Here is a 26028-nt window from a genome sequence, read left to right on the forward strand (position 1 = left end):
GCGCGATAAGGGCCGTGATTGTTCGTCCACGATGTCCGCTTCCGACTGCGACTTCAGCCGGTCAATGCAACACATTGCTAAGATGATGCGGCCGTCGCCCGCAGGTAGGCCTTGCCATTCGGGTAGGAGACCAGCTCAAGTTGCATGCCCCAAGGGCTAAGGAAATACACCCAGGTTTCGCCTGCGGACGGCCCTTCGGTCATCACAGTAGGCTCGCCAAGGACAGTAAGGCCAATTTGGCGCAGATAGGCCACCGCGGCATCCATGTCCTCCACATAGAACGCTAAATGGTGGCCACCCATATCCGAGTTGCTGGGCGGAGTCTTTTTCTGGGTTTCGGTTGGTGCATAACCGAAGAGCTCCAGATTCGTATTGCCGGCTGTCATCAGCACAATCTTTTCAATGACAGCGTCTGTAGCAACGTTGAGGTGCACGGCCATCCAGTCATCGTTCGATGAGAAAGGGCCGAACTCATAGGCGACCTCAAATCCGAAATGATCTCGGAAAAAAGACACCGCTTCGTCGAGGTTGGGTACGGTAAACCCGATGTGGTCAATTCTTTTGATGCCAGGAATGCTCATGTGTTTCTCAGTGATTTTTTGATGCAAACACCTTCGATGACTTCCCGCGGACTCCGAAGCCATTGGCTATATGGCGCTATGCAGCTGGCTGCGACGAAACGGGCTTCGGCCTTTTTCCAAATGTCCGGGGATCAGGTCGGATAACGACTTCCGGTTTCGCGCAGGCTTTTCAGCCTGCCAACAAAAGGCACCATCACAACTGCCAGTAGGGCGATGGCCGTGGCCAGGTAGTCGATGCTGGCCAGGCCCCACGCAGGAATCGCCAAGCCCCCGGCGATGGCGCCCAAGCCGATGCCCGCATTGGCGGCGGAGACGTTGAGCGTGCCGGCTAGAGCCTGGGCGTGCGAAGCCGATTTCATTACGCGCACCTGGCAGATCGGGAACAGTGCCGTATAGGCAATGCCCCATACAGACAGTGCCACGCAGAGCCACAGCCGGGATTCCCCTGATGCTGGAACCACAGTGGCCATGCCCACCGCCAATAGAAGCGAGAAGAGCGCCGTAACGGCCAGGGGATTGCGATCGACAAATTTACCGCCCAGCCAATTGCCAACCAGACCCACCGCGCCAAAACCCATCAGCCACCATCCCACCTGTGCAGAGGCGATACCGGTAAGGCGTTCCAGCGTGTCGGCCAGATAGGTATAGGCAGCAAACATGGCAGTGAAGACCGTGACGGACAAAGCCACGTTGGCGATGAAATACGGCGAGCGGAGAATTTTCGCCTGCTCGGCCATGTGCACACGCTGCGGACGCTCCAGCGCGGGCATGAACACCATCATCAGCACGGCGATCGCTAGCGAAATGGTAGCCAGGACCCAGAAGGCGCCACGCCAACCGATGGCGTGAGAAGCAAGCGTGCCGAGCGGGATGCCGAACAGTAACGCTGCGGAAATGCCCAGATAGACTTGGGACACGGCCCGTCCCGCATGCATCGGGCCCGCCAGTCGGCCGGCCGTTTCGCTGGCCGTACCCCAGAACACCGGCAGCACCAAGGCGGGAATGAACCGGGCCAAGGCGAGAATCCAGAGGTTCGATGCCATGGCTGCCAGCGCATTGGCGGCAGCGAAGATCAACAGAATGGCAACGAAGAGCCGCTTTCGTTCGACGTGCGAGAGCCATGCGGTCAGTACCGGTCCGAACAGCATCACGGTGAAAGCGAACAGCGTTATCAGTTGCCCTGCGACCGAGATCGAAATATCCAGATCCCGTGCCAGCGCGGGCAACAGTCCCACGATCAGGAATTCGGTAGTGACAATGATGAACGCGGCGACGGCGAGGATGGCGATCGGCAGTCCCTTCCCCGTTGCGGGTGACTGGGCAACCCGAGTGGGCGCAGAGGTAGACATGAGATAGCGAGTTCCCGTGCTGAGAAGGACGCTCTTCAGCTTATTGGGGAACTCATTTCTTATCTCGGAAGTTTTTTCATCCTATTATGGAAATACATTCTCTATTCCCGACCTTTTATGCTCCCTTCGGAACGCCTCAAAGGTATTGAAGCCTTCGTCAGCACGGCGGATGCCGGCAGTTTCACGGCCGCGGCCGAACGGCTTCACCTAACGAGCTCTGCGGTCGGCAAGGCCGTGGCACGTTTGGAGGCCCGCCTGGGAACGAGGCTGTTTGAGCGCAGCACGCGACGGTTGGCGCTCACTGACGAAGGGGCTGCGTTTTATCGCACCTGCACGCAGGTACTCGGAGAACTGGAAGAAGCCGAACAAGTTCTGGCCGCCGGGCGCATGGAACCCACCGGACGCCTGCGTGTAGATCTGCCGGACAGTTTCGGTCGACAGAAAGTGATGCCACTGCTGCTGGCGTTTGCCGAGCGTCATCCCGGATTGCGTCCGAAGGTTTCGTTTACCGATCGTTTCGTCGATCTCGCCGAGGAAAGCATCGACGTCGCTGTGCGCATCGGCGGCTCCAACCAGTGGCCGGCCTCGCTGGGGCATCGTCAACTGGGATGCGAGCGGCTGATCTTCTGCGCAGCGCCAACGTATCTCGCGCAACACGGAACACCGGTGTCATTCGACGAACTCACCAGCCATGCAGCAGTGCTTTATGGCAGGGCCGACGGCAGCGCTTCACCTTGGCTGATCAAGCAAAGTTCGGAGCCGCCTCAGCCATACAGCGTGGAGGGACGCATCGTCGTTGGCAGCGGCGAGGCTCAGGTTGCCGCCGTTGTCGCGGGCTTCGGCATCGCGCAATTGGCCACCTGGCTGGTGGCTGAGCATCTGCAGCGAGGTGAATTGATCGAACTGTTACCTCACATGGCGACAGAAGGTCTGCCATTGCACCTGATCTGGCTGCGCAGCAGGCAACTGCTGCCCAAGGTAGATGCGCTGCTGGCTTACCTGGCCGATCGGCTCACTATCCTTTGATGTTTATCGGCAACAGAGTGAACGACCTCATGATTCTCGAAGTGCTGATCGAGGGCCGTGTCAGGCATGGCAGTGGTGCCACTGATGCCGTGCCGCATCATGTGAAGTGGAGTGGCTCCGACGGCCAGCGCCGCCAATCGATATAAAGTGAGAGTTACAAAGTGTCTGCTTTCGACCCTGAGCGGACGTCGCACGGGAACAGAAGATTGCCGGACGAACACCACTGAGGAACGAAGTCATGCGAATGAGGCGGAATAGCTTCTTGTGCTTCCTGACGCTAGTCAGCCTGTGCAGCGCTCCTGCATATGCAGGATGCCTTCCGCCGCAGCTCGGCGCGAGGTTGCATGAAAGTTATACGGATATGAAGATCGTCGAGCTTCAGGATCTGCTAGCGGACGATCAACAGATAATGAAGGACGCGCACCTAGCGGAATGCCCAGGCGTTGCTCATGGCAATTTCGATGGTACAGGACTGTCCTACGCCGTAACTCTGTTCTCCAAGAGTCCAGAGCTGAGACAGATGCTCGTAGTTATAGGACCAGAGAGCTCGAAAAGGGCGCCGCAACTACGCGTGCTCGATGATCCTACGCCTGTGGTTCGATTGGCGATTATTCGGCGACTGCCTCCTGGAACCCTTAAATCAGTGGATGGGCAGAAGGCGGTGGCTAAGTACGATGCCGTAGCCTATGAGACGTTGGAAGCCGCTGTTGCGGTCTTTTACTTTTCAGGCGGCAAATTCTTGGACGCCGTCACATCCGAATAGCCAGAACGATCAAGTCAGTCAATCAAAGTGGCAATCTAGGTGTGACGCGTAAGCGGAGCACAGGTCGGCAAGCCATGCAATTTCTTGGCGACCGGTTCGTAGTTGCATAGATGACCGGTTGAATCCGCAACACATAGCGGACATTCCCGCACCTGGGAATCAACGGCCGAGAGGCCTCGGAGTCCGTCAACGCTGCTCCCAGTCTCTGAACATCGCCGGGCCTTCAGCTGCGGAGCGCCAAGCACAGGCCTGGCAACCGCATCCGCCCAAGCAGGGCCTAGCGCAACCGGCCCCGCACCGGCACGGCTCGAGCCGTGATTTTCCTTTACGCATCACGAAGAAGTCAGCGATATCGAAATAGCCGCTCGTCGCAGGGTAGCGAAGGTGACCTTCGGCGGTAGGGCTGGGATTTGACATCATTATCATTTGACGACCCCTGTTGGAGCCCCGTCATACGGCTCCGTCCGTTAGTGATTCGGATTGCCCGCAACGCTGATGGTTTTTCTCACTTCGGAATATGAAGGCGCCCCCAGAGAAGTTCCTCATACGGGCGAACCACGACACCAACATCTTAGGTGGATGTAGCGCGAGTCATCCGCGCCACTCGGGGTAGTGAGCCTCGGGGGCGTAATCTCGGCATTAGCGACTGGGCTGGGACCGCGATGGTTGGATCGAGGTGTTGTGGTGAGGTCGCCCTCACCACAAGACTATGGCCGACTACTGCTTGGTAGGCACAATAACCGTATCGATCGCATGGATGATGCCATTGCTCGATGCGATATCCCGCTGCGTTATGTTCGCACCACCGATGCTCAGCTTGTCACCGTCCTTCCTGACAGCAGCAGATTGACCCTGCATCATTTTCGGTGCGGACAGTTTCTCGACGTCCACGGCCGAAGTCCGGCCTGGTAGCACGTGGTACTTCAACACGGAGATCAATTCCGCCTTGTTCTCTGGCTTCAGCCAGTTGTCCAGCGTGCCCGCGGGAAGTTTGGCGAAGGCTGCGTCAGTCGGCGCGAATACGGTGTACGGACCTGTTCCTTTCAGGACATTGGTTAGTTCGGCCGCTTCGAGAGCTTTGCCGAGAGTGTTGAAAGAGCCGTTAGCCGCTGCAGTGTCGACGAGGTTCTTGGAGGAACCGTGAGTAGTGTTGGAAGCATGATTGGACATGGGTTGCCTTGAGTGATGATCCGCATGGCGGATTTTGGGCGGCCGAAACCGCAACTCCGATGTGAATCGAAGAAGTACTCAGATGGCGTTAGGGAGAGGACCGCGTGGCTGAGACGCCTGCCAAGGAGAAGACTTTCTTTCCCGGCGCCACCGCAGCATGCGCTTGCAATTGTTAGCTAAGGGTAACGCGGTGAAGTGAGGGCGACGCCGTCGCGGTGCCTGCGAAGGGCTATGCTGAGTCGAGAACCAACCAGAAGGTATCGATCATGACAACCGTTTCCGGCAAGACCGCCAATGGCTTTACGTACGAAGGCGACTACCAGCATGCAAACTCGGGTCGCGTCACGTGGACTGCAACGTACAGGCGAAGCGGCGTCTTGTTTGGTATGCGGCACGGGCGCATCAACGAACTTCAGGGAGTTCCCGTTCTCGAGGTCGATACCGCTGTAAAGGACGATATCGAGCATACGTTGGCAAAAACTACCTAAGTTAAGGTCCCGGCGGCACTTCGAACGTTGCGGAAAGCGGATATAAATCCCGCGTCAAAACGCGGGGCGGGGTCGCAGCCATGTTTCGGGAATAGGGTTACGAGGCAGCATAGGATCGAGGCGTTACTCACTCCTGCGCAGTTTGAGTTGGGTCGCATCCTGCTGAAGGAAATGAAGCAGTTAAGCGTTGATGTGGCACTGCAGAAGCACCTTAGTAAAATTTGCCGGATGGCAATTCCCTTAGGGCTGGTCTCCTGGCTCCGAAGCGGGGCACCTCTGATCTGCGGGGTCGTCTCGCAAGAGTTGGTAACCTTTTCGGTATGTCCGCTTTCGCCCCAAGCGGTCATCAAATTCCCCGAGGAATTCAAGAGTACACGCCTCCTATATCCGTCCTGCTCGCGCCACAAAGGTACGGCTTAGTTCAGATCGCAGACTTAGCTGCTAGCGCGCCGAAGTTGTTCGCCACTGCTTCGCATGCTCGTGAATGTGATGCCACAGCTGGTTCGCCACCGGCCCGTGTGGCCGGTCATGGCGACGCGCAGCTACTAGCTCTTCCGCACTGCCAGGCAGATATCGACCAGCAAGGGATATTAGGTTGCCGTCGCGCAGCTCCTGCTCGATCAGGAAACGCGGCAGGTGTCCCCAAGCCATGCCTTGCAGAATCACTTCTTTCTTCATGAGTTGATCGGCGACGGTGCATTGCGGCGCACCTTCCACGACGAAGTAGTCGCGTGGTTCAGGGCGTTGCGCAGTGTCGCGCATGATGCATTGCGTGAGCTCGCGCAGTTGCTCGGGCCGGATGGAGCGATTGGCGCGAAACGGCAGGAATCCCGGGGCCGCAACTGGAACGAAGGGCACCGCGCACAGGTCCACCCATTCAATGCGGGCATCGTGCTTGTCCACGTGATGGAAGATCAGGTCAGCATCGCCATTGAAGAGTCGCTCCCAGGGCCCCGTGACCGCTTCGAAATGGAGATGTAGTCGAGTGCTGGGGTGTTGTGCAAAAAACTTGCTGAGCAGACTCAGCGTCTGGGACATCGGGCACATGTCGCCGATCACCACGCGCAGTTCGCTTTCCGCACCCATGGCCAGCTGCGCTGCGTGCGCGTGCAGGCCTTCCAGTTCGCGTAGCAGCGCCTGCGCACGGCGATAGAAGGACCGGCCCTCCGCCGTAAGCTGCACACGGTAGCCGCCGCGCTCCAGCAGCAAGATCCCCAGCTGTCGCTCGAGCTTGGTGACGGCGGCGAACACCGCCGGGTGTGATCGGCTCATGGCCTGGGCCGCGGCTTGAAAGCCGCCCTCTCGCACCACCGCATCGAAGCATTGGAGGTCGTGCAGGGTGAAAGCGCTCATGTTTGAGATTCCTACAAAGTTATTCCGAACTTTGTAATTTCTACAGGAAGAAGCGACTTCTAGCATCCACGCTCGACCCGAGCTCTCGGCTCGGCCCCCGATCCTCGCGGAGCGTTGCGCCATGAACACCACCACTTTCATCACCACCGGCGACGGATACCGCCTGGCCTATCGCCTGGACGGCCCTGACGATAAGCCCGTGCTCGTCCTGTCCAACTCCATCGGAACGACCTTGCACATGTGGGATGGCCAGATGCCCGCCCTGACCGAGCACTTTCACGTGCTGCGCTACGACGCCCGTGGTCACGGCGCATCGGATGCCCCTGCGGGAGCTTATTCGATGGATCGGCTGGGACGCGATGTGGTCGAGTTGCTCGATGCTCTCGGCATCGAGCGTGTGCACTTCCTTGGCTTGTCGCTCGGCGGCCTGGTGGGGCAGTGGCTGGGTATCCATGCGCCCGAACGTATCGGGCAACTTATCCTGAGCAATACATCCGCCTATCTGGGGCCAGCTAACGAGTTCGATAGACGCATCGCTGCGTTGAAGACGTCACCGGACATGGCCGCTGTGGCCGAGGCTTTCCTGGCCAACTGGTTCCCGGCTCATATGCTCGAAGCAGAGCACGCTGCGGTTGAACCGTTCCGGGGCATGCTGCTTTCCATGGATCCACAAGGGCTGGCGGGGTCCTACGCAGCGGTGCGCGACACCGACATGCGGCGCGCGATCGCGCTGATTAACCGTCCCACGCTGGTGATCGCAGGCAAAGATGACACTGTCACGCTTGCCAGCCACGGGGAGTTCATCGCATCGACCGTGCCAGATGCGCGCCTGGTGATGCTTTCCGCCGTCCACTTGCCCAACGTCGAGCTCCCAGACATGTACGTGCGCACGGTGCTGGATTTCCTGCGGGAAGACAAAGCCGCCTGAGCAGCGAAGGGCGCGGAATTCCCCCGCGTGCACACGTGCCTCTGCCATGCTGATGGAGCGACATGACAGGGCGAGTATCCGCAGAGCGTCGAGAACGACTCGCTAGGGGAGGTAGGTCATAAGATGGGGCCAAGTTTTGCTTGGATCTCCCGGTATCGGGTAATGGTGCGCAGGCCCTGTAGTTTCCGCTTGCGACCCGAAGCGGGCCTTCGAGGCTGAGCGGATTTGGCGAAACTCCTATGAGAAGAGAATGTATCGACCAGCTGACGCCATAGCGGCAATTTCCATGGGTGTCTTCGCTCTATGTTGGATCGTCGCACTGTGGAACATCGCTCTCGCGGTCCGCATCAAACGCCCATTTGGGCAATCATTGCCTTCGCTCCCGGAGATTCTCGGCAACCGCGATGATCCAGCCCGACCCTATGCCAAAAGACTTCTTGCAGCGTTCTTGATAGGGGCCATCAGTTGTTTTTTTGCGTTCTACGGCCCTTGGACATGAGATCCGCCACTACTGTATGCATCGCGGTCATGTTTGGCTTCCTAGCAATTTGCTGTGAGTGTGGCTTCTTCTCGATGGCCCGTTACTACCAACAAGCATTGCCACGGGCTGTGACCGCAGAGAGTGGCCATGTCTATCCCCGAAATAACCACGGTGCGATCGTCTACTACTCCAGACAGGAAGAGGCCATCGAAGATGGGTTGTTCTACGCTGGATTCCTCTTTGCAGTCGTGGGCGGGCTGCTGTTTAAAAGGATCGGGCGGGGCGTCACCTAACCAGCGCTCGGTTCGGCGCCATCTCGTCCATAGCTAAGCTAGGTATGTCCGCTTTCGACGGTGGTCATTGAGTAAACGGGGATAGCGATGATTCTGAAACCGTGGTGTGGTTTGCTTACACTGCTCGCCTTTGGCGCGCAGGCTCAGGACGCAACCGTAGTAAGGATGACGTGTCACTTTGATTCGCCCGAGGGGCCAAAAGAGCTCACTCTGTCCATTAATGCTGTCCGCAAGACAGTCGATACCACGCCGCCGTCATCCGTAAAAATCGATGACTCGCTATATGCGTGGACAGCCGGGAATATGATCTTTGCTATCAACCGCTACACCGGCAAATTTACGTTCGGACCAAGCGCCCAACCCGAACTCATGGTGGGCACGTGTGATCGCGCCGTCCAGAAGTTCTGAGGAGTGTCAGACAGCTGGCTTGAAGTCTTCGAGGTGGCTGTGATCGCCACAGTAACTTTGAATGTGGCCGTTTCCCTCGCCATTTGTCTAAACAGAGGGCTTACGTGGCGCCAGAAGGTCTGGCCAGGTTGTTCTAACCTGGGTCTTCCCTGCCCTCGGAGGTTTGTTCACAGGAATCTTTATGTGGACTCTGCGCGGATCTGCGCTCGCCACTGGTTACTCGTCCGCTCCTGGCGGAACAAGCAAAGCTTTATGCGAAGGCACGCGGCAATTACCGCCCACGACAGGTTGAAGCCACGACCCAAAGTGGGTCTTCCGTTGACACAATGTTCGATGCGGCACCCCTTCACCAGGAGACTGTTCCCATGACCCGTACCGTAGTTCGAATGCTGGCTGTTGCAACCGTAGCCGTGGCGAGTGCGTTTGGTGCGCAGGCCGCTCCTGCGCAAGAGGGCGTCACGCACTACGTTACCGGCGAGAGCAAATATCCCTTCTCGCCGGCCGTACGTGCCGGCAACACCGTCTATCTCTCTGGGCAAATCGGTGCCGATGCCTCGGGCCTTGGCAAAGACTTCGAAGCCCAGGCGCGCCTCGCAATGGACAACATCATGTCTGCCGCCAAGCTCGCGGGGATGGGGCCTGAGAACATTGCCAAATGCACCGTCATGCTGGCCGACATGAAGAACTGGGACGCCTTTAACAAGATCTATCGCGCCCATTTCCAGGCCGGTCAGTTCCCTGCGCGAAGCGCATTTGGCGTGACGGGCTTGGCTCTAGGGGCCGCACTGGAAGTGGAGTGCATCGGCTACGTCACGACTCCAGCAACCTCTCACTAATCCACGACGTCGATTGCCCACTCGTTCCAGGCAACACGTACCCAGGCGACCGTGTCAATCAGCACAAGAAATGTCCGCTTACAACCCGAAGCAAACCTTTGCTGTGCCACCGATCGGTAGGTGATTGATGTCCGATTTCTCTTGGCCATTTAGCATGACAGGTGCCATTGCGATCATGGTGCTCTACGTGTTCACTTATTACCTTCTTGCCAGAGCTGTGCTGGCCAATATTAGTCAGCAAATACCCCGATATTTCGACGTTGGCGATGAGAACGGTAATCTGCCAGTAGGCATGGACACGTCCATGGCGATCTGGGAGATGTTGTTTGACGGCGATCTTCCGGGTAGCGACTTCGGACGATTTGTGCGCATCGGCCTCTATGCCGCACGTGTGATGTTGGCCTGTTACGTCCCACTTGCGGGATTTTTACTCTACGAGGCCTGGTAAAAGGAAGCGATCGAAATGTCGCTTCCGACCCAAAGCGGTCACCAGCCGACGCGAACAATTACCGTGTCTTTACCTCACCTGGCACCGTAGTTTGTCGCTGGACACGGCGTTCGCCGGAGTGTTCTTCTGGCCCTCTGACTGGACTCATCCAAGGAGAGCGTCATGAAGCGTCGTGCTCTCGTTCTTGTAATCGCGTGCTGCTTGATTCACGTCCTCGACGATCGCCCTGGCGTCATGGTGCTTGTGCGCTGGCGGCGTCCTTGAGCAGCGCGTCGAGGTCGGCGCGCTGCAGCAGTCGGCCATCGAGTAGTACTGCACGGATACGACGCGTGTTGCGAATATCCTTGGTGGGATCCGCATCGAGCAACACCAAGTCCGCACGTTTGCCGACGGACACCGAGCCGCTTTGGTCCGCGATCTTGAGAAATGTGGCGGGCTCCAGGGTGGCCGAGCGCAGCGCCTCGCGTGGCGTGAGTCCGGACTGGACCAGCAGCGCCAGCTCTTCATGCAGGGCGGAGCCAGGATAGACCCCGGGCATGGGGGAGTCGGTACCTCCCATGATCGTCACGCCGGCCTGGTGCATCAGGGAAACGATCCGGCGGGCGATCGGCCAGCGCTGTTGCGCCAGCACGGCGTCATGCGGCGTGTAACCCTCAAGAAACCGTTGCCAACGTGTGCGTTCGTCCGGGCGCAAGTACGACCAGCGTGGATCGACGCTTGGCGCCCCGTTTTTCCACAGCGAATCTTCGTCGGCAAGTACGAGCGTCGGGACTTGTACCTGCCCGGTGGCGGCAAGTGTCTTTGCGACGCTTCTGCAGATACCGGGATCGAAAGCGTTGAGGGCGTCGATCTCCTGCGCGTCGCGTCGCGCAGTCAGCGCATCACCAGCGAGGTCACGGCGTGCTTCGAGCAAAGGCGCTTCGATGGACGAGCATGCCTCGTATGCCTGCATCAAATGTTCGTCGCTGCGCTGGCCTGCTGCAGCGGCGACCAGCAGCGGCACGCCCGCGGGCACATGGCCGACCACCGGAAGCGGTTGCGCCTTTGCAGCTGCCATGATCGCGCGCCAGTGCGAAACCGGAACCTCCGAGAAAACCTTGATGAAATCAGCGCCGGCATGGGCGGCGGCGTCTACCTGGCGTGCGGCATCGTCTGGTGTGGCCCCATTGACGGCGATACCGGCTGCGAGGAAGCGTGGCGCGAGGAGCTCACCATCGTCAAGACCCTTTCGCCATTGATTGACGACCATGATGGACGCAGCATCTGCGCGCATCTCGCGCACCGAGGTGACGCCATTGGCGACATACAACGGAAACGACCAATCATTTGGCGGGCGATGCGAGGAGAGATTGAACAAGTGGACATGCATATCCACCAGGCCGGGAATCAGAAACCGTCCGCGTCCATCGATGCGCTGAGCTGATCCTGGAAGATGAGAGTCGCGCGGCGACGTTATGGAAGTAATGCGACCATCCTCGACCAGAACCGTGCGCGGCCCGATCGAGCGTCCGCGCTCGACGTCGACGACTGTCACGTCCGTGATCGCGACGGCCCGACGTTCAAGTGGCGACATGGCCCGTGCCATGGGGATCCAGAGCGACCACGCCACGAGGCACATGACGATAAAATGCGCGGTTCGCTTGTGTAAATCAGGGCGCAATTCCGGGTCTCCAACGTGGCAGCATAGATGCACGGGATCTGCTGCCTGGCAGCAGACCTGCCCTGCCCACAATCTGGATAGACGCATCGGAGCGAGCCATGGCGAACGGATACTGGATCATGACATTCCTATCAATCTCCGATCAGGCCGGCGTCGACAGGTACGCCGCCGTTGCGGGACCGGTGATCAAAGCCCACGGCGGCCGTGTATTGGCGGCGGGCCCACCAACCTTCACCTACGAAGCCGGCCGGCCACAGCGCGCCGCCATCGTCGAGTTCAGCAGCCTTGACGCAGCCGACGCTGCGTACCGCAGCCCTGACTATCAGGCTGCGGTGCAACACCTTGTCGGCGCTGCCGAGCGCGATGTCCGCATTATCGAAGGCATGTAGGGCGCACATCGCCCTTTATTGCTCCGCAGCTACGCCGCGAAGAGCGCGCGCTTGAGCGGAGCGAAGGCTGCGCTCGGGTCGCTGCGTATGCGACTCAGGAATGCACTTATCGCCTCCGTGGCCGTTACGGAAAAAGACCGCTGGTGTTCATAGCGCAACCCGATCCCATCAATGCGGATCTTTGCCGAAAGTTGTGATGCCAGGCGGCAATTGCACCCAAGGGTGTCTGCGGCAGTCGTAGACGGAAACATTGGGTGCCTGAAAGCTGGAGTCGGCAAACGCACCAACGGCAACACTCACCGAATCGTCGTCACCTACTTCGGTATGGAAGACGGTCGTTCCGCAAACGGGGCAGAACTGGAATAGAAACTTGGCGCCCTGATCGCCGACGCGGACGTACTCGGTAGCGGTGCCAAAGACTTTGAACGGAGCGGAGAAGCTGGCCAGTGCAGCGAAGACACTGCCGGTTCGCTGCTGGCAGGCTAGGCAGTGGCAAAGGCCCACCCCTAGAGGTTCACCGTCGACTTCAATGCGCAGCTGTCCACAGGAGCAAGAGGCCGTTCGGGAAGACATGGGTCACGCCTCCAGATGGTTTTCATGAGTTTCGGCAGCAGACCTTACCGGTTTTCGCAACGGCCAGCGCACGGCAGTGCCCGGGTCACATGCACCGGGCAAAATCGCTTCATCTTCAGGCGAACCTGTCACCGTGCTGACAGCGAACCCGCTGTTTTCCGGCAACCCTGCTTTTCGCTGAATGAAATCGAATTTACGCGTCAACGAAGTAAACCGGGCGCGGGCAGCGCCGTTTTCGGGCCTGTGCCATTTCATCTCTGATGGCCAAAGGGGCTACATGTTCCGACGCGCGGGGTGGTGCACCCCAGGGAACACTCGCTTCACCTCAGCCAACCCGAAGAGAAGGATTCCATGCCATGCAGACCAAGTTGACGTCGCGTTTCAGCCTGATCGGTTTCACCATGGCCACTGCGCTCGCAAGCGCCGGCGTCATGGCCCAGGCAGCGCCGCAAAACGATGTGCCCGGTCACCCCCGCGTGAACGAAGTGAACCAGCGGCTGGATAACCAGCAGGACCGTACCCAGGCCGGCGTCGCCGACGGTCAGATCAATGCCAAACAGGCTGCCCGCGACGAGAAGCAGGACGCCAACATCGCGCAGCGCGAAAGCCGCGACGAGGCGGAGCATGGCGGTCATCTCACCAAGGCTGAGCAGAAGAACCTGAACAAGTCGCTCAACCACGATAGCAAGCGCATCCATAAGCAGCGCACGACTTGAAAGCTCGCCGCCAGCAGCGGTGACGTGGCAGCGTCACCGTATGGCTGATCGGCACTTTCGCGCGGCGGCTCGGACCTCGTCCGGGCCGTTCGCGTATGGGCGTCCAGCTCTGCAACTTCCAGCACTGGTGTTCCAACCGCGAAATGCGACTATCCGCCGACATCACGTCACGGCGGAGGGGTTATGCGGTATCGGATACTTGCGTGTGCTTGCCTGGTTGCATTGATAACGGGTGCGGCGCATGCCGCCGACCCAGCGGCGACCAAGCCGCAGTATGGCCAATGGGGTTTTGACCGGGCTGGCGCTGACATGGCGACGAAGCCTGGCGACAACTTCTTCCGCTACGCCAACGGCACGTGGCTGGACCACACGCCGATCCCCGCCGACAAACCCGCCGTGAGCCTGCGGCTGGCCATGAGCGACCTCACCGAGCAACGACTGCACGATCTGATGGAGGCGTCGGCGCACAGCGGGCAAGCGACAACGCTGGACGGCAAGGTGGGTGCGTTCTACCAGTCGTTCATGGATGAGGCACACATCGATGCGCTCGGCGCCAGACCCATCGCATCGCAACTCGACGCGGTGCGAAAGGCCACGACGCGCGACGCACAGGCTGCACTCATGGGCCGCACCAACGTCGATTTCGAGGGCGCGCTGTTCAATCTCGCGCTTGATGTGGACTTGAAGGATACGAAGCACTACGCGGTCTATGTCACCCAGGCTGGGCTGGGGCTGCCCGACCGTGACTATTATCTCAAGCCTGAATTCGCGAAGCAGAAAGCGGCGTATCAGGCTTATGTCACGCAGTTGCTGACCCTCGCCGGCTGGCCTCAACCTGAGGCGTCCGCAAAGGACGTGGTGGCATTCGAAACAGCGATTGCGCAAGCCAGCTGGAGCAAGGTAGAGCAGCGTGACCCCGTGGCCATGTACAACCCGATGAGCGTGGCCGAGTTGCAGAAGCTGACGCCAGGGTTTGCATGGCAGGAATACCTGCAGTCGGCACAGCTGGGCGACCTCAAGCGCATCGCGGTAGCGGAGAAGACCGCATTCCCGAAGCTCACGGCGCTGTATGCGCACACTCCCGTGGCCACCATCCAGGCCTGGCAGGCGGCGCGCATTGCCGATAACGCCGCGTTCTATCTGTCCAAGCCGTTTCAGGACGCGTACTTCGAGATGCACAACAAGACGCTGTCCGGCCAGCAGCAGCAGTCGGTGCGTTGGAAGCGTGGCGTGCATGCCGTTTCCGGTGGTGACTGCGGCGTGGGCGAGCGACTCGACTGTTTCGGCAACCTGGGCTGGGGCGTGGGCGAGCTATACACGGCGAAGTACTTCCCGCCGAGTTCCAAGACCAAGATCGAAGAGCTGGTAACCAACCTGAAGGCCGCGTACCGCGTGCGCATCGAGAAGCTCGACTGGATGGGGCCGCAGACCCGGCAGGAAGCGCTGCGCAAGCTCGAAACGTACACGATCAAAGTGGGTTATCCCGATCATCCTCGCGATTACTCGGACGCAGTGATCCGCCAAGACGATCTTGTCGGCAACGTATTGCGCGCTGCGACAGCGGACTGGTCGTTTTACGTGAATCGACTGAGCGGAGCCGTAGATCGCAGCGACTGGTCGATGACTCCGCAGACCAACGATGCCTACAACGGCTCGCTGCGCGACATCGTGTTTCCTGCCGCGATCCTGCAGCCGCCGATCTTCGATCCCAACGCGGACGCCGCCATCAACTACGGTGCGATTGGTGGCGTCATCGGCCACGAGCTCACGCACGGTTTCGATGATGAAGGACGCAAGATCGACGCCGACGGCGCGCTGCGCGACTGGTGGACCGAAGCCGATGCAAAGGCCTTCGAGCAACGCGCGAAGCAGCTTGGCGCACAGTACTCGGCATTCGAACCGCTGCCCGGCGTGCACATCAATGGCGATTTGACGATGGGCGAGAACATTGCGGACCTCGGCGGCCTCACGCTGGCGCTCGATGCCTACCACACGTCGCTGCATGGCAAGCCGGCACCGGTGATCGACGGACTGACCGGCGACCAGCGCGTGTTACTCGGCTGGGCTCAGGCATGGCGAGGCAAGCTCACCGACGACGCCATCCGCCGCCAGGTCACCAGCGACCCGCACTCGCCGCGCGCGTTCCGCGTGAATGGACCGGTGCGCAATATCGATGCGTGGTATCAGGCGTTTGGCGTGCAGTCTGGCGAGAAGCTGTATCTCGATCCGAAGGATCGGGTGCGGATCTGGTAAGCCGCCTGCCGCTTCCTTCCCGCTCATGGGAGGGAAGCGGCAGGTCAGCTAGTGGTGCACGTCGTGACGCCCTTCAGGCGGCGGCGACGTGTTCGGTGCGGGTGTCCTGAACCAGGTGACCATCGGCGTCGTCATCATCGTCGTGACGATCGCCATGACCAGCAGGATGGTGAACATCGCCGGTGTGATCACCCCGGCATCCAGGCCGACCTTGATCACGATGAGCTCCATCATGCCCCGCGCATTCATCAGCGAGCCGATGGCGAGACTGTCGCGCCAGCTTTGACCAGATACGCGTGCACCGGCCATGCCGCCGAGCACCTTGCCAGCAACTGCCACCAGCAACACGAGCGCCAGCGCCATGCCCGCATCGGCAGTCAGCAGTTCGGCGGTGGTGCTGAGTCCGGCGAGCACGAAGAACACCGGTAACAGCGCGACGATGGTGACGTGTTCGACGCGCTCGATCAGCCCATGCAGCAATCGGTCATCCCGCGGCAGGCACAGCCCGAACAGGAAGGCGCCGAACACGGCATGCAGATTGAGCCATTCTGTGATCGCGGCGCAGCCCAATGCGCCCATGAGCAGGAAACCCAGCACGGCGCCACTGGTATTTCCTTGAGGCGCATGGCGTGCCAACAGCCACGCGCACAGTGGGCGCAACAGCAGGAAGGTCACCACCACCATGGCAAGCAGACCGAGCATGGTGCGCCAGAACGACGTCCAGTCGCCGTGCGCACCAATCAGTGCCACCACGAATGCGAGTGCCACCCATGCAAGCACGTCGGCAACTGCGGCAGCGGCGATGCCCAGACGACCGGGCAGGCTGTCGGTCAACCCGCGTTCCTTGACGATACGTGCCATCACCGGCAGCGCCGTGATCGCGCAAGCCGTGGCCATGAACATGGCAAACGGCCAATACCCGACACCCTGCGGCGCATAGCCCGCAAACAACAGCGGCGCGATACCGAGCGCCAGCAACACGGGCAGCGCGAACGCCAGCCCACCGATCCAGCCTGCCGAACGCAGCAGTTTTCCCGCACCATGCGGCACACGCAGCTCTGCGCCCACCACCATCATGAACAGCACCAGCCCCAGCGTGCTCAGGCTCTGCAGCGCACCGAGGCTATCCGCGGGAAACAGTCGCGCCTGCCACGCAGGAGCAAGGGCGCCGAACAGCAACGGCCCAAGCGCCAGACCCGCCAACATCTCACCCACCACGGCGGGTTGTCCCAGCCAGCGTAGCGCCCATGCAAGCAGGCGCGAGGCCAGGAGGATGACCAGCAATTGGACGAGCAGCAGTGGGTGGCCCATGGGCGAAGATCCTGGGTAAATGATCGATCACGAAGAGACCCAATGAGCTTGCCCACCATTGCCTTTCGTCGCAACAGCCGCCTTCGATCTCGACCCCCAGATGCGGCGCGCCCTTAGCCTCTACCCGTACCGAAGTGCCGGAACGGCCGCTAGACTGACTGCCAGACCAAGGGGAGATTCCGTATGCGTTCGTTAGCCATGCATGTGCTCGTTGCGAGTCTCTCACTTCTATCGCTATGTGCTCGAGCAGAAGATGTTCGCAAGTTCGCGGAAGCAAGCATGCTGGTAACGGGCACCGTACAGATAAATCCCGACGGCAAACTCATGCGATACACCTTGGATCATCCAGAGAAGCTTGCCCCCGTCGTGATCGAAGTCATCGATAAGAATGTCCCCCACTGGATGTTCACGCTGGACACCATGCCAATCGCGCCGGTGGTTGAAAAGATGAGCTTGCGCCTGGTAGCGAAAGCCGCGGACGAAACTCATGACTCCATCAGCATCGTCGCCGCCACCTTTGGCGCTGATGAAGACAACAGCTCTCAGAACGTTCGCTACAAAACCAGAAATCCACCTCGCTATCCGCGGATGTCGTTTGATGCCGGCGTCGCCGGTACGGTGTACTTATTGTTGCGGATCGGCAGGGATGGCCTGGTACAAGATGCAGTCGCCGAACAGGTCAACCTTCGCAGCTATATAAGCCAGACCGACATGCGGCTATATCAAAAGAACCTTGCGGATGCGGCTCTCAGCGCAGCCCGCAAGTGGACGTTCGACCCACCCACAACGGGGCCATCCATCAATGCACCCTATTGGCTGGCACGTGTCCCCGTGACCTTCTACGCGGCAGAGGCTGGAGCGCCACCCACAAAGGAGGCATACGGCAAATGGGACGTCTATATTCCGAGCCCCCGACAACAGGTGCCTTGGGTCGAGAACCCGTCACTGCTTTCCGAAGCACCTGATGCCGTCCCAGATGGGGCGCTCCACCAACTTGGCATCAGCCCGCGGCTCGCCACATCATTAAACGGCTCTTGATCTCCAGCGCCATGGCCAACGTACTGATCCCCCTGCCCCACCAAGACTTCGACCCAAGCGAAGCCGCCGTGCCATGGCGGGTGCTGAAGTCGGCGGGTCATCGCGTGGTATTCGCCACACCCGATGGCCTGCCCGCGAGCGCCGATCCGATCATGCTCAATGGCGAAGGGCTCGACCTTTGGGGGTTCGTTCCCGGCCTTCGCAAGCTGACGCTGTTTGGCCGTCTATTGCGCGCGAACGCCGATGCGCGCCGCGATTACGCCTCGATGGTGAAGGACGCTGCCTTTAACGCACCGCTGCGCTGGAGCGCCATCAACTCGTCAAACTTTGATGGATTGCTTCTGCCCGGTGGTCACTGCGCACGAGGCATGCATGAGTATCTCGAAAGCCCACTACTGCAGGCCGCTGTCGCAGCGTTCTTTGCCGCGGACAAACCTGTGGCGGCGATCTGTCACGGCGTGCTGCTGGCCGCACGCAGCCGTGGCATGGATGGCCGGTCGGTGTTGCATGGCCGCCGCACTACCGCGCTGACCTGGGCGCTGGAGCGGTCGGCGTGGTCGCTCACGCGCATCACCCGCTTCTGGGATCCGGATTACTACCGGACCTATCCCGATGGCCCCGGGCAACCGGTGGGCTATATGTCGGTGCAGCAGGAAGTCACCCGAACGCTCGCCACGCCCGATGACTTCGTCGAGGTGCCGCGAGACATCGAGCATCACTGGCGCAAGACCTCCGGACTTGCGCGCGACAGCGACACCGACGACTCCCCTGCCTTCGTGGTGCGAGACGGCAACTATCTCTCGGCACGCTGGCCCGGCGACGTGCACCGCTTCGCCCGCGAATTTGCCGGCCTGCTCGCCGGCCCTTGAGCGACCTCGGGCTGGTCTGCCTGGGAAAAATTCCTGGGCCCAGCTAAGCCTCGCAAGGGCTTGGCTTTTTCCCGCTTATCCACGCTCTATCCACAAGGTATTGGGTTGACCGGCCCGAACCGGCCCGATATGTTGTGCCCCGTCGGTGCCAATCTCAGACCAACGGTCGGACTGGCTTAATAGGGAATCCGGTGAAAATCCGGAGCTGCCCCGCAGCGGTAAGCGGAAACGAAAGCCATCAACGCACTGGCCCTCAGCGGCTGGGAAGCGGGAGCGAGTAGGCCGGGTCGCAAGACCCTTTTGTCCGCGAGTCCGAAGACCTGCCGACACATTGCAGCGTGAACGCTGCGATGAGTGGTGACGGCTTCCGCGGGGAGGCGCGTCGAGGCGCGGGGCAGCCAGCCCTGCCGCTCGACCGTCCGTGGACATCGCACCATTTCAGCCCTGCGCGCGGGAGCAGGCGGTTGATGACCACGCTTGGAGCGATGCCGCATGCAACCTATTGATACCACCTCGCGCGAACGCGAAAACGACCGCGCGGACGCCGCCGCCTATCCTGCCGACGCCGCCGTTGCCGAGGCGCCCCGCACGGACACGCCGTTCGCGCTCACCCCGCCGCACAACCCGGGCCAGATGCGCGTGACCAAGCGCAACGGCCGCCAGGAAGTGGTGGACGTCAACAAGATCGTTCGCGCCGTAACGCGCAGCAGCGAAGGTCTGCACGGCGTGGACCCGCTGCGCGTGGCGCTGAAGACCATCGGCGGCCTGTACGACGGCGCCACCACGCAGGAGCTGGACGAACTGTCCATCCGCACCTCCGCCGCGCTCACCGCTGAAGAACCCGAATACGGCCAGCTCGCCGCGCGCCTGCTGAGTGCGTACATCGATAAGGAAGTGAGCGGCCAGGAAATCCAGAGCTTCTCGCAATCCGTCGCACGCGGCGCGGAACTGGGCATCCTCAACGATCGCCTGCGCGACTTCGTGGCCACCAATGCGCGCAAGCTCAACGACGCGATCGATCCGCTTGCCCCACGACGCTTCGAGTACTTCGGCTTGCGCACGGTGTATGACCGTTACCTGCTGCGTCATCCGCAGCTGCGCAAGGTGATCGAAACGCCGCAGCACTTCTTCATGCGCATTGCGTGCGCGCTGGGCGGCAACGAGATCGGCGAGACGCTGGAACTGTATCGCCTGCTCTCTTCGCTGGAATACATCGCCAGCTCGCCCACCCTGTTCAACGCCGGCACAGCGCACGAACAATTGAGCTCGTGCTTTTTGCTCGACTCGCCATTGGATTCACTGGAGTCGATCTACGAGAAGTACGGCGACGTTGCCAAGCTCAGCAAGTTCGCTGGCGGCATCGGCCTGGCGTACTCGCGCGTGCGTTCGCGCGGCTCGCTGATCAAGGGCACCAACGGCCATTCCAACGGTCTGGTGCCGTGGCTGAAAACGCTGGACGCGTCCGTCGCCGCTGTGAATCAGGGCGGCAAGCGCAAGGGTGCCGCCTGCGTATACCTGGAGCCGTGGCACGCCGACATCGAGGAATTCCTCGAGCTGCGCGACAACACCGGCGACGAGGCGCGCCGTACGCACAATCTCAACCTCGCCAACTGGATTCCCGACGAATTCATGCGCCGCGTGGAGAGCGACGCTGACTGGTCGCTATTCGATCCAAAGGTAGTGCCGCACTTCGTGGACAGCTGGGGCGAGACGTTCGAGCGCGCCTATCGCGAAGCCGAAGCGAACGGTCTGGCGGTGAAGAAGGTGAAGGCGCGCGAGCTTTATGCGCGCATGCTGCGCACGCTGGCGCAGACCGGCAACGGCTGGATGACCTTCAAGGACCGCAGCAACGCCACCAGCAATCAGACGGCTTTGCCTGCGAACGTCATCCACCTGTCCAACCTGTGCACCGAGATTCTCGAGGTGACCAATGCGGACGAGACGGCAGTGTGCAACCTCGGCTCGGTGAACCTGTCGCGCCACGTGGTGGACGGCGTGTTCGATTTCGACAAGCTCGCGTCGACGGTGCGCACCGCCGTGCGGCAGCTCGACCGTGTGATCGACCTTAACTTCTATCCGATCGACACCGCCAAGACCGCCAACAGCAAGTGGCGGCCGGTGGGTCTGGGGGTGATGGGCCTGCAGGATGTGCTGTTCAAGCTGCGCTTGCCGTTCGATTCGGCTGAGGCATTGGCGTTGTCCACGCGCATCGCCGAGGAGATCTACTTCAACGCGCTGTCGCAGTCGAACGAATTGGCCGCGCAGTTCGGCGCTCATCCCGGTTTTGCCGAGAGTCGCGCCGCGAACGGTGAACTGCAGTTCGACTATTGGACGAACGCCCAGCCGCATGACACTGCACGCTGGGACGGGCTGCGCGAAGCCATCAAGGCCAAGGGCCTGCGCAACTCGCTGCTGATCGCCATCGCGCCGACCGCCACCATTGCCTCCATTGCCGGCTGCTACGAGTGCATCGAGCCGCAGGTGAGCAACCTGTTCAAACGCGAGACGCTGTCCGGCGACTTCCTTGTGGTGAACCGCTATCTGGTCGAGGAACTCAAGACGCTTGGACTTTGGACGTCCGAAGTGCGTGACGCCATCAAGTTGGCCGATGGTTCGATCCAGGCCATCACGGCCATTCCGGAACGGCTGCGCAGCATCTACCGCACCGTGTGGGAGCTACCGCAGAAAGCATTGATCGACCTGGGTGCCGCGCGCGGTGCGTACATCGACCAGAGCCAGTCGCTGAACCTGTTCATGGAGAATCCGAACATCGGCCAGCTGAGCTCCATGTACATGTACGCATGGAAGTCCGGCATCAAGACCACCTACTACCTGCGCTCGCGTCCGGCGACGAAGATTGCCAAAACGACGGTGTCGGCGGCTCCGGCAGCCAAGGTGGCGCCGGTGGTCGAGCAGGAGCAGGCAACGGCGGCGGTGTTCTGCTCGCTGGAGAATCCGGAGTATTGCGAGGCTTGTCAGTAATCGACATTCCGGCGACGTGATCTTCAACAGCCGAAGGGTTGATCAAGCGGTGATCCAGTGGCTTCTTCGCAAGAGTGAAAAGGCGCTGGATTCCTGCTTTCGCAGGAATGACGGTTATGAGATGTCGAAATAGAGGTCGCGCCAATACGGATTTGCCTTCTCGATCAGCTCGAGTTTCCAGGAACGCTTCCATTTCTTGATGGCCTTTTCCCGACAGATAGCCGATTCCATGGATTCGTGCAGTTCATACCAGACCAATCGATGGACGTGATGGCAATCAGTGAAGCCTTCCACAATATTGTTTCGGTGCTGCCAGATACGGGCTGGGAGGTTGGAGGTGACGCCTGTGTACAGGGTGCCATTTCGACGACTGGAGAGAAGATATACGCACGGCTGAAGCTCTCGCATTAGGAAGCATCCATGTGGCCACGGCCCGCGCTTGCCGCCGTCAACAACAAGAATCGATCGTCATCCCCGCGAACGCGGGGATCCAGCGCCTTTTCCTGACACGTTTCGGCGGAGTAAGGAAAGTCACTGGATTCCGGCTTTCGCTGGAATGACGACATCTTTGCAGCTCGTCTAGACAGACGAGCGTTTGTATTCAAAAGAGGCACCCATGTCCACCCAACGCATTCTCGACCCCGGCTTCGAACTCACCTTGCGCCCCATGCGCTACCCCGAGTTCTACGAGATGTATCGCAACGCGATCAAGAACACCTGGACGGTGGAGGAAGTGGACTTCTCGCTGGACGTCACCGATCTCAAGTCGAAGATGTCGGATGCGGATCGTCACCTGATTCATCGCCTGGTGGCATTCTTCGCCACCGGCGACACCATCGTGTCGAACAACTTGGTGCTGAATCTATACCAGCACATCAATGCGCCCGAAGCGCGCATGTATCTCTCGCGCCAGCTTTACGAGGAAGCGCTGCACGTGCAGTTCTACCTGACATTGCTCGACACCTATATTCCCGATTCCAACGAGCGCAACAAGGCCTTCGACGCCATCGAGACCATTCCGTCGATCCGCCAGAAGGGTGAGTTCTGCTTCAAGTGGATCGATTCCATCCAGGGCCTGCAGCGGTTGGAAACGCGTGAGCATCGCCGCCAATTTCTGCTCAATATGATCTGCTTTGCGGCGTGCATCGAGGGCCTGTTCTTCTACGCGGCCTTCGCCTATGTCTACTTTCTGCGTTCACGCGGCCTGCTGCATGGCCTGGCCTCGGGAACCAACTGGGTGTTCCGGGACGAGTCGGGCCATATGGCCTTTGCCTTCGACGTGGTGCGCACGGTCCGTTCCGAGGAGCCGGATCTGTTCGACGAGGAAATGCGCGCGCAGATCGAGCAGATGCTTGAAGAAGCCATCGCCTGCGAGACGCAGTTCGCCGAAGACGTGCTCTCCGGTGGCGTGGCCGGCCTTTCGGTGAAGGACATGCGTCAGTATCTGGAGTACTGCGCGGACCAGCGCCTGGCTCAGCTGGACCTGCCGAAGAGGTACGGCGCGAAGAATCCGTTCGACTTCATGGATCTGCAGGACGTGCAGGAAGTGACCAACTTCTTCGAACGCCGCGTCTCGGCCTATCAGGTCGGCGTGCAGGGCGAGGTTGCGTTCGACATGGCGTTCTGATGCGTGCAGCGCGCAGTATCAGTACTGCGCGCTGCCGAAGAAACGTTTCAGCGAACGGGAAAGCCAGCCGCCCTGATGCGGGTCATCGTTGACCATGCGCATGTGGCGACGCACCGAATCGACAATGGCCTTATCGTCGTTGCGAATATGGTTGAAAAGCCAATGCGATAGCGTGTGCAGCAGCTCGGCGCCAATGTCCTCGCCAGAGCGAAAGCGCTGGCGGTATTCGGAAACCCGTTTGACAAACACCTCATGTACACGCTTGTGGGCACGGGTGAATTCGTAGCCGGCGTCTTCCATCAGCGACTCTTCGAAAGTGAAGTGGGACAGCGTGTAGTCCACCAGCTCGTCGAGGATGTCGCTGAGTTCCTGGCGATCGCGATGATCCATGGCGTCGTGCAGATGATTGATCATCTCGACGATGCGCTTGTGCTGATTGTCGATGACCTTGATACCGGTGTTCAGGTCGTCCTGCCAGACCATATAGGGCATATCGCACCCTCCCTTGTGCGTTGGTCTGGCTATTGGCGGGTATGCGGGCCTTCATCAGGATGATGTGGGTCAAGAACAGGCGCGCGGAATCCGTATCGCGACACTACACCGCAACCATGTCCATCGCGGGCGGATATCACCCGCCCGCGATGTCGATGATGCTTATTTGTTCGTCGTTTGCGCTGCCAGATTCACGAACGGTAGCGCGCCGCCGCCGTTGTAGGTGGGCAAGTGGCCGTCCCATTTCTCGATGGCCGACATCTGCACCACGTTGGGATTCTGGCGCAACGCCTCACCCTTGAGCGAAATGGCCTTGGCTTCCGCTTCGGCGATGGTGAGGCGCGCTTGCGCCTGGCCTTGCGCTTCGGCCTCCACCTTTTGCGCCTCGGCCTGCGCCTGAGCCACTTCGTTCTGGCGCTGCTCCGCCATTTGCGTGGCCTGGATCTTGGCATTGATCGACTGCACGACGTTCTCGGGCAGGCGCAGTTCGCCGACCCAATAAATCTTCTCGACCTCGATACCAACGGCCGCGACTTCGTCGGCCACGTCGCGTTGTACGGCCTCGATCAGGTTGGCCTTGCCCTTGCCATAGACAGATTCAATGTCGACGCTTGAAGCTTCCTTTACCAGCGCATCGCGGATCATGTTGCGCAGATAGACGTCGGTGATTTCGTCGATGCCCTTGCGGTATTTCTGGAAGATCAGCGTCACCTTGTTGGGGTTGATGTGATAGGTGATGCCCACGTCAGCATTCACGGTAAGACCCTGCGCCGTCTGAAAGCTGATGGACTCGTCCACCGGACGCCCTTCGTTCGTGGAATGGGTGAACGTGTAGGTCTGGGTGAACGTGGGGAACGTATACATCTCGTAGCCCCAACCCACCCAGTAGCGGCCCGGCGGCAGTTCCTGCAGCGAACCCTTGCCATCGCCATACATCTGGAACTTCACGCCGACGTTGCCCGCCGGCACCTTGGAACAGGCGGCCAGCAGCAAGACGGAAAGCGACAGCGACATGGTCAGTACGCGTTTCATGGCTCGATCATTCCTTGTGAGAGAAACCGCGGCGCAAGAGCACGATGCCCCACGCTGCGAGCAAAACCAGAAGTGCCAGGCCGGCGAGCACGGCGAGCGTGCTGGCGGCCGAGATCAATTCCGGTCCGATAAAACCGACGTAGAACAGCAGGCAGATAACGAACGGCCACAGCCGATGCGCCAGCCAGTCGACAAGCGTCTTCATGGTTTTCCCCGTAGTTCTCTAAGTCAGTGGCGAATGCCGGTTTGGACGTCCATCACGCGAGCCCCGCTAGCCGACGCGCAGCGCGCGTCGGGCCATGGCGTCGCATGAATGGGGCGTGTGGAGCGCTAGCCCGCCAAGGGAAGCGATTGCCGGTAACGGCTGGGCGGGTTCGCGATTCGAGCGGAGTCGGCCTTCATATAAGCGCACTCCAATGCGCGCTGCTGGATGAGGACGGGGCGCAGTCTACTCCGCTTTTTGTGCGACGCAACATGTGTTGAAGGCACTTCAGAAATATTCCTGCGACCTATTGACTACATCTGTAGTCACGGCGTAGCTTGACTACAGATGTAGTCACAAGGGAACGTGGACATGGGCAAGCCATCCATTGGCGACCAGGAGCTGGCGCTCCTGCAGTATGTCGCCGAACACAACAATGCATCGGTCGGCGAGGTTGCCGCCGGTTTCGGCGAACCTCGCGGGCTGGCCCGTTCCACGGTGCTGACCATGATGGGGCGGCTGCGCAGCAAGTCATATCTGCGTCGCCGGCAGGTGGCTGGCATGTATCGCTATAGCCCAGCGACGGGGCCAGGCGAAGTCATGCGCAGCGCGGTGGGCCAGTTTGTGGAGAAGACGCTGAGCGGCTCGGTGTCCCCGTTCGTCGCGTGGATGTCCGAGAGCGCGCAAGTAAGCGACTCGGAGCTGGCCGAACTGGAAGCGCTGGTGGCGCAACTACAGTCGCGACGCAAGGAGACCTGAG

The 26028-nt window shown here is 60.3% G+C and carries 28 protein-coding genes and 1 riboswitch; of the genes, 16 read left to right on the top strand and 12 right to left on the bottom strand.

The annotated features are described in order from the left end of the window. Window positions 1–77 precede the first annotated feature (77 nt). Together AC3CBN_RS03220 and AC3CBN_RS03225 are read right to left on the bottom strand one after the other, a co-directional pair. Window positions 78–581, bottom strand: coding sequence for a VOC family protein (locus AC3CBN_RS03220; protein WP_488635383.1), 504 nt, complete (start codon window positions 579–581; stop codon window positions 78–80). A gap of 131 nt (window positions 582–712) precedes the next feature. Continuing rightward, window positions 713–1930: an MFS transporter gene (locus AC3CBN_RS03225; protein WP_488635384.1), complete on the bottom strand. Its 1218-nt coding sequence runs from the start codon at window positions 1928–1930 to the stop codon at window positions 713–715. Between the two features lie 117 nt (window positions 1931–2047). Here AC3CBN_RS03225 and AC3CBN_RS03230 point away from each other — a divergent pair, with 117 nt between their 5' ends. Beyond that, window positions 2048–2956: a LysR family transcriptional regulator gene (locus tag AC3CBN_RS03230; protein ID WP_488635385.1), complete on the top strand. Its 909-nt coding sequence runs from the start codon at window positions 2048–2050 to the stop codon at window positions 2954–2956. Between the two features lie 361 nt (window positions 2957–3317). Beyond that, window positions 3318–3719, top strand: coding sequence for a hypothetical protein (locus tag AC3CBN_RS03235; protein ID WP_488635386.1), 402 nt, complete (start codon window positions 3318–3320; stop codon window positions 3717–3719). 717 nt (window positions 3720–4436) lie between these two features. Here AC3CBN_RS03235 and AC3CBN_RS03240 read toward each other — a convergent pair. Further along, window positions 4437–4889, bottom strand: a complete 453-nt coding sequence (locus AC3CBN_RS03240; RefSeq protein ID WP_488635387.1) for a fasciclin domain-containing protein — start codon at window positions 4887–4889, stop codon at window positions 4437–4439. Between the two features lie 266 nt (window positions 4890–5155). On the opposite strand from AC3CBN_RS03240, the gene AC3CBN_RS03245 reads away from it, so the two are divergent. Next, window positions 5156–5377 carry a TonB-dependent receptor gene (locus tag AC3CBN_RS03245; RefSeq protein ID WP_488635388.1) on the top strand — a complete coding sequence of 74 codons (222 nt, stop codon included), beginning with the start codon at window positions 5156–5158 and terminating at the stop codon, window positions 5375–5377. A gap of 441 nt (window positions 5378–5818) precedes the next feature. Here AC3CBN_RS03245 and AC3CBN_RS03250 read toward each other — a convergent pair whose 3' ends face one another. After that, a complete protein-coding gene (locus AC3CBN_RS03250) occupies window positions 5819–6730 on the bottom strand; it encodes a LysR family transcriptional regulator (protein ID WP_488635389.1) in 912 nt (303 codons plus the stop codon). A gap of 121 nt (window positions 6731–6851) precedes the next feature. Here AC3CBN_RS03250 and pcaD point away from each other — a divergent pair, with 121 nt between their 5' ends. The 5 genes from pcaD to AC3CBN_RS03275 all read left to right on the top strand — a co-directional run bounded on the left by pcaD (window position 6852) and on the right by AC3CBN_RS03275 (window position 10124). Next, window positions 6852–7658 (top strand): 3-oxoadipate enol-lactonase, encoded by an 807-nt coding sequence (gene pcaD / locus AC3CBN_RS03255; RefSeq protein WP_488635390.1) that lies wholly within the window; start codon window positions 6852–6854, stop codon window positions 7656–7658. Window positions 7659–8186: 528 nt separating this feature from the next. Continuing rightward, entirely contained in the window at window positions 8187–8432 is a 246-nt protein-coding gene (locus AC3CBN_RS03260) for a hypothetical protein (protein ID WP_488635391.1), read from the top strand. Between the two features lie 87 nt (window positions 8433–8519). Next, window positions 8520–8840 carry a hypothetical protein gene (locus AC3CBN_RS03265; protein WP_488635392.1) on the top strand — a complete coding sequence of 107 codons (321 nt, stop codon included), beginning with the start codon at window positions 8520–8522 and terminating at the stop codon, window positions 8838–8840. Window positions 8841–9205: 365 nt separating this feature from the next. Further along, window positions 9206–9676 (top strand): RidA family protein, encoded by a 471-nt coding sequence (locus tag AC3CBN_RS03270; protein WP_488635393.1) that lies wholly within the window; start codon window positions 9206–9208, stop codon window positions 9674–9676. Between the two features lie 127 nt (window positions 9677–9803). Further along, window positions 9804–10124, top strand: coding sequence for a hypothetical protein (locus AC3CBN_RS03275; RefSeq protein WP_488635394.1), 321 nt, complete (start codon window positions 9804–9806; stop codon window positions 10122–10124). 232 nt (window positions 10125–10356) lie between these two features. Here the strand turns inward: AC3CBN_RS03275 and AC3CBN_RS03280 are convergent, their stop codons facing one another. Further along, the gene (locus AC3CBN_RS03280) at window positions 10357–11856 is read right to left on the bottom strand and encodes an amidohydrolase family protein (protein WP_488635395.1); all 1500 of its coding nucleotides are present in this window, start codon (window positions 11854–11856) and stop codon (window positions 10357–10359) included. Between the two features lie 47 nt (window positions 11857–11903). On the opposite strand from AC3CBN_RS03280, the gene AC3CBN_RS03285 reads away from it, so the two are divergent. Continuing rightward, window positions 11904–12173 carry a DUF1330 domain-containing protein gene (locus AC3CBN_RS03285; protein ID WP_488635396.1) on the top strand — a complete coding sequence of 90 codons (270 nt, stop codon included), beginning with the start codon at window positions 11904–11906 and terminating at the stop codon, window positions 12171–12173. Between the two features lie 168 nt (window positions 12174–12341). On the opposite strand, the gene AC3CBN_RS03290 is transcribed toward AC3CBN_RS03285, so the two are convergent. Further along, a complete protein-coding gene (locus AC3CBN_RS03290) occupies window positions 12342–12746 on the bottom strand; it encodes a GFA family protein (protein ID WP_488635397.1) in 405 nt (134 codons plus the stop codon). A gap of 3 nt (window positions 12747–12749) precedes the next feature. Beyond that, a complete protein-coding gene (locus AC3CBN_RS03295; RefSeq protein ID WP_488635398.1) occupies window positions 12750–13001 on the bottom strand; it encodes a hypothetical protein in 252 nt (83 codons plus the stop codon). A gap of 101 nt (window positions 13002–13102) precedes the next feature. Between AC3CBN_RS03295 and AC3CBN_RS03300 the strand changes: the two genes are divergently transcribed. Both AC3CBN_RS03300 and AC3CBN_RS03305 read left to right on the top strand, forming a co-directional pair. After that, window positions 13103–13462, top strand: a complete 360-nt coding sequence (locus tag AC3CBN_RS03300; RefSeq protein ID WP_488635399.1) for a hypothetical protein — start codon at window positions 13103–13105, stop codon at window positions 13460–13462. 309 nt (window positions 13463–13771) lie between these two features. Beyond that, window positions 13772–15715 (top strand): M13 family metallopeptidase, encoded by a 1944-nt coding sequence (locus AC3CBN_RS03305; RefSeq protein ID WP_488635400.1) that lies wholly within the window; start codon window positions 13772–13774, stop codon window positions 15713–15715. Between the two features lie 48 nt (window positions 15716–15763). Here AC3CBN_RS03305 and AC3CBN_RS03310 read toward each other — a convergent pair whose 3' ends face one another. Further along, window positions 15764–17026, bottom strand: a complete 1263-nt coding sequence (locus AC3CBN_RS03310) for a cation:proton antiporter (protein WP_488635401.1) — start codon at window positions 17024–17026, stop codon at window positions 15764–15766. 183 nt (window positions 17027–17209) lie between these two features. Here AC3CBN_RS03310 and AC3CBN_RS03315 point away from each other — a divergent pair, with 183 nt between their 5' ends. The 3 genes from AC3CBN_RS03315 to AC3CBN_RS03325 all read left to right on the top strand — a co-directional run bounded on the left by AC3CBN_RS03315 (window position 17210) and on the right by AC3CBN_RS03325 (window position 21915). Then, entirely contained in the window at window positions 17210–18064 is an 855-nt protein-coding gene (locus tag AC3CBN_RS03315; RefSeq protein WP_488635402.1) for an energy transducer TonB, read from the top strand. 11 nt (window positions 18065–18075) lie between these two features. After that, window positions 18076–18933 carry a type 1 glutamine amidotransferase domain-containing protein gene (locus tag AC3CBN_RS03320; protein ID WP_488635403.1) on the top strand — a complete coding sequence of 286 codons (858 nt, stop codon included), beginning with the start codon at window positions 18076–18078 and terminating at the stop codon, window positions 18931–18933. 126 nt (window positions 18934–19059) lie between these two features. After that, window positions 19060–19275: riboswitch (cobalamin riboswitch) on the top strand. A 291-nt stretch (window positions 19276–19566) separates the two neighbouring features. Further along, window positions 19567–21915 carry a ribonucleoside-diphosphate reductase subunit alpha gene (locus AC3CBN_RS03325; RefSeq protein ID WP_488636658.1) on the top strand — a complete coding sequence of 783 codons (2349 nt, stop codon included), beginning with the start codon at window positions 19567–19569 and terminating at the stop codon, window positions 21913–21915. Window positions 21916–22029: 114 nt separating this feature from the next. Here AC3CBN_RS03325 and AC3CBN_RS03330 read toward each other — a convergent pair whose 3' ends face one another. Next, complete coding sequence (locus AC3CBN_RS03330; RefSeq protein ID WP_488635404.1) at window positions 22030–22323, bottom strand: GIY-YIG nuclease family protein; 294 nt, start codon at window positions 22321–22323, stop codon at window positions 22030–22032. A gap of 208 nt (window positions 22324–22531) precedes the next feature. Here AC3CBN_RS03330 and AC3CBN_RS03335 point away from each other — a divergent pair, with 208 nt between their 5' ends. Beyond that, a complete protein-coding gene (locus tag AC3CBN_RS03335) occupies window positions 22532–23542 on the top strand; it encodes a ribonucleotide-diphosphate reductase subunit beta (RefSeq protein WP_488635405.1) in 1011 nt (336 codons plus the stop codon). An 18-nt stretch (window positions 23543–23560) separates the two neighbouring features. Here the strand turns inward: AC3CBN_RS03335 and AC3CBN_RS03340 are convergent, their stop codons facing one another. From AC3CBN_RS03340 to AC3CBN_RS03350, 3 genes are all read right to left on the bottom strand, one after another. Next, complete coding sequence (locus AC3CBN_RS03340) at window positions 23561–24034, bottom strand: bacteriohemerythrin (protein WP_488635406.1); 474 nt, start codon at window positions 24032–24034, stop codon at window positions 23561–23563. A gap of 162 nt (window positions 24035–24196) precedes the next feature. Continuing rightward, on the bottom strand, window positions 24197–25066 hold the full coding sequence (locus tag AC3CBN_RS03345; RefSeq protein WP_488635407.1) for a prohibitin family protein: 870 nt from the start codon (window positions 25064–25066) through the stop codon (window positions 24197–24199). Between the two features lie 7 nt (window positions 25067–25073). Beyond that, window positions 25074–25271 carry a hypothetical protein gene (locus AC3CBN_RS03350; protein ID WP_488635408.1) on the bottom strand — a complete coding sequence of 66 codons (198 nt, stop codon included), beginning with the start codon at window positions 25269–25271 and terminating at the stop codon, window positions 25074–25076. 369 nt (window positions 25272–25640) lie between these two features. Here AC3CBN_RS03350 and AC3CBN_RS03355 point away from each other — a divergent pair, with 369 nt between their 5' ends. Beyond that, a complete protein-coding gene (locus AC3CBN_RS03355; protein ID WP_488635409.1) occupies window positions 25641–26027 on the top strand; it encodes a BlaI/MecI/CopY family transcriptional regulator in 387 nt (128 codons plus the stop codon). Window position 26028: the final 1 nt, after the last annotated feature.

Source organism: Dyella sp. OK584, from assembly GCF_057787755.1.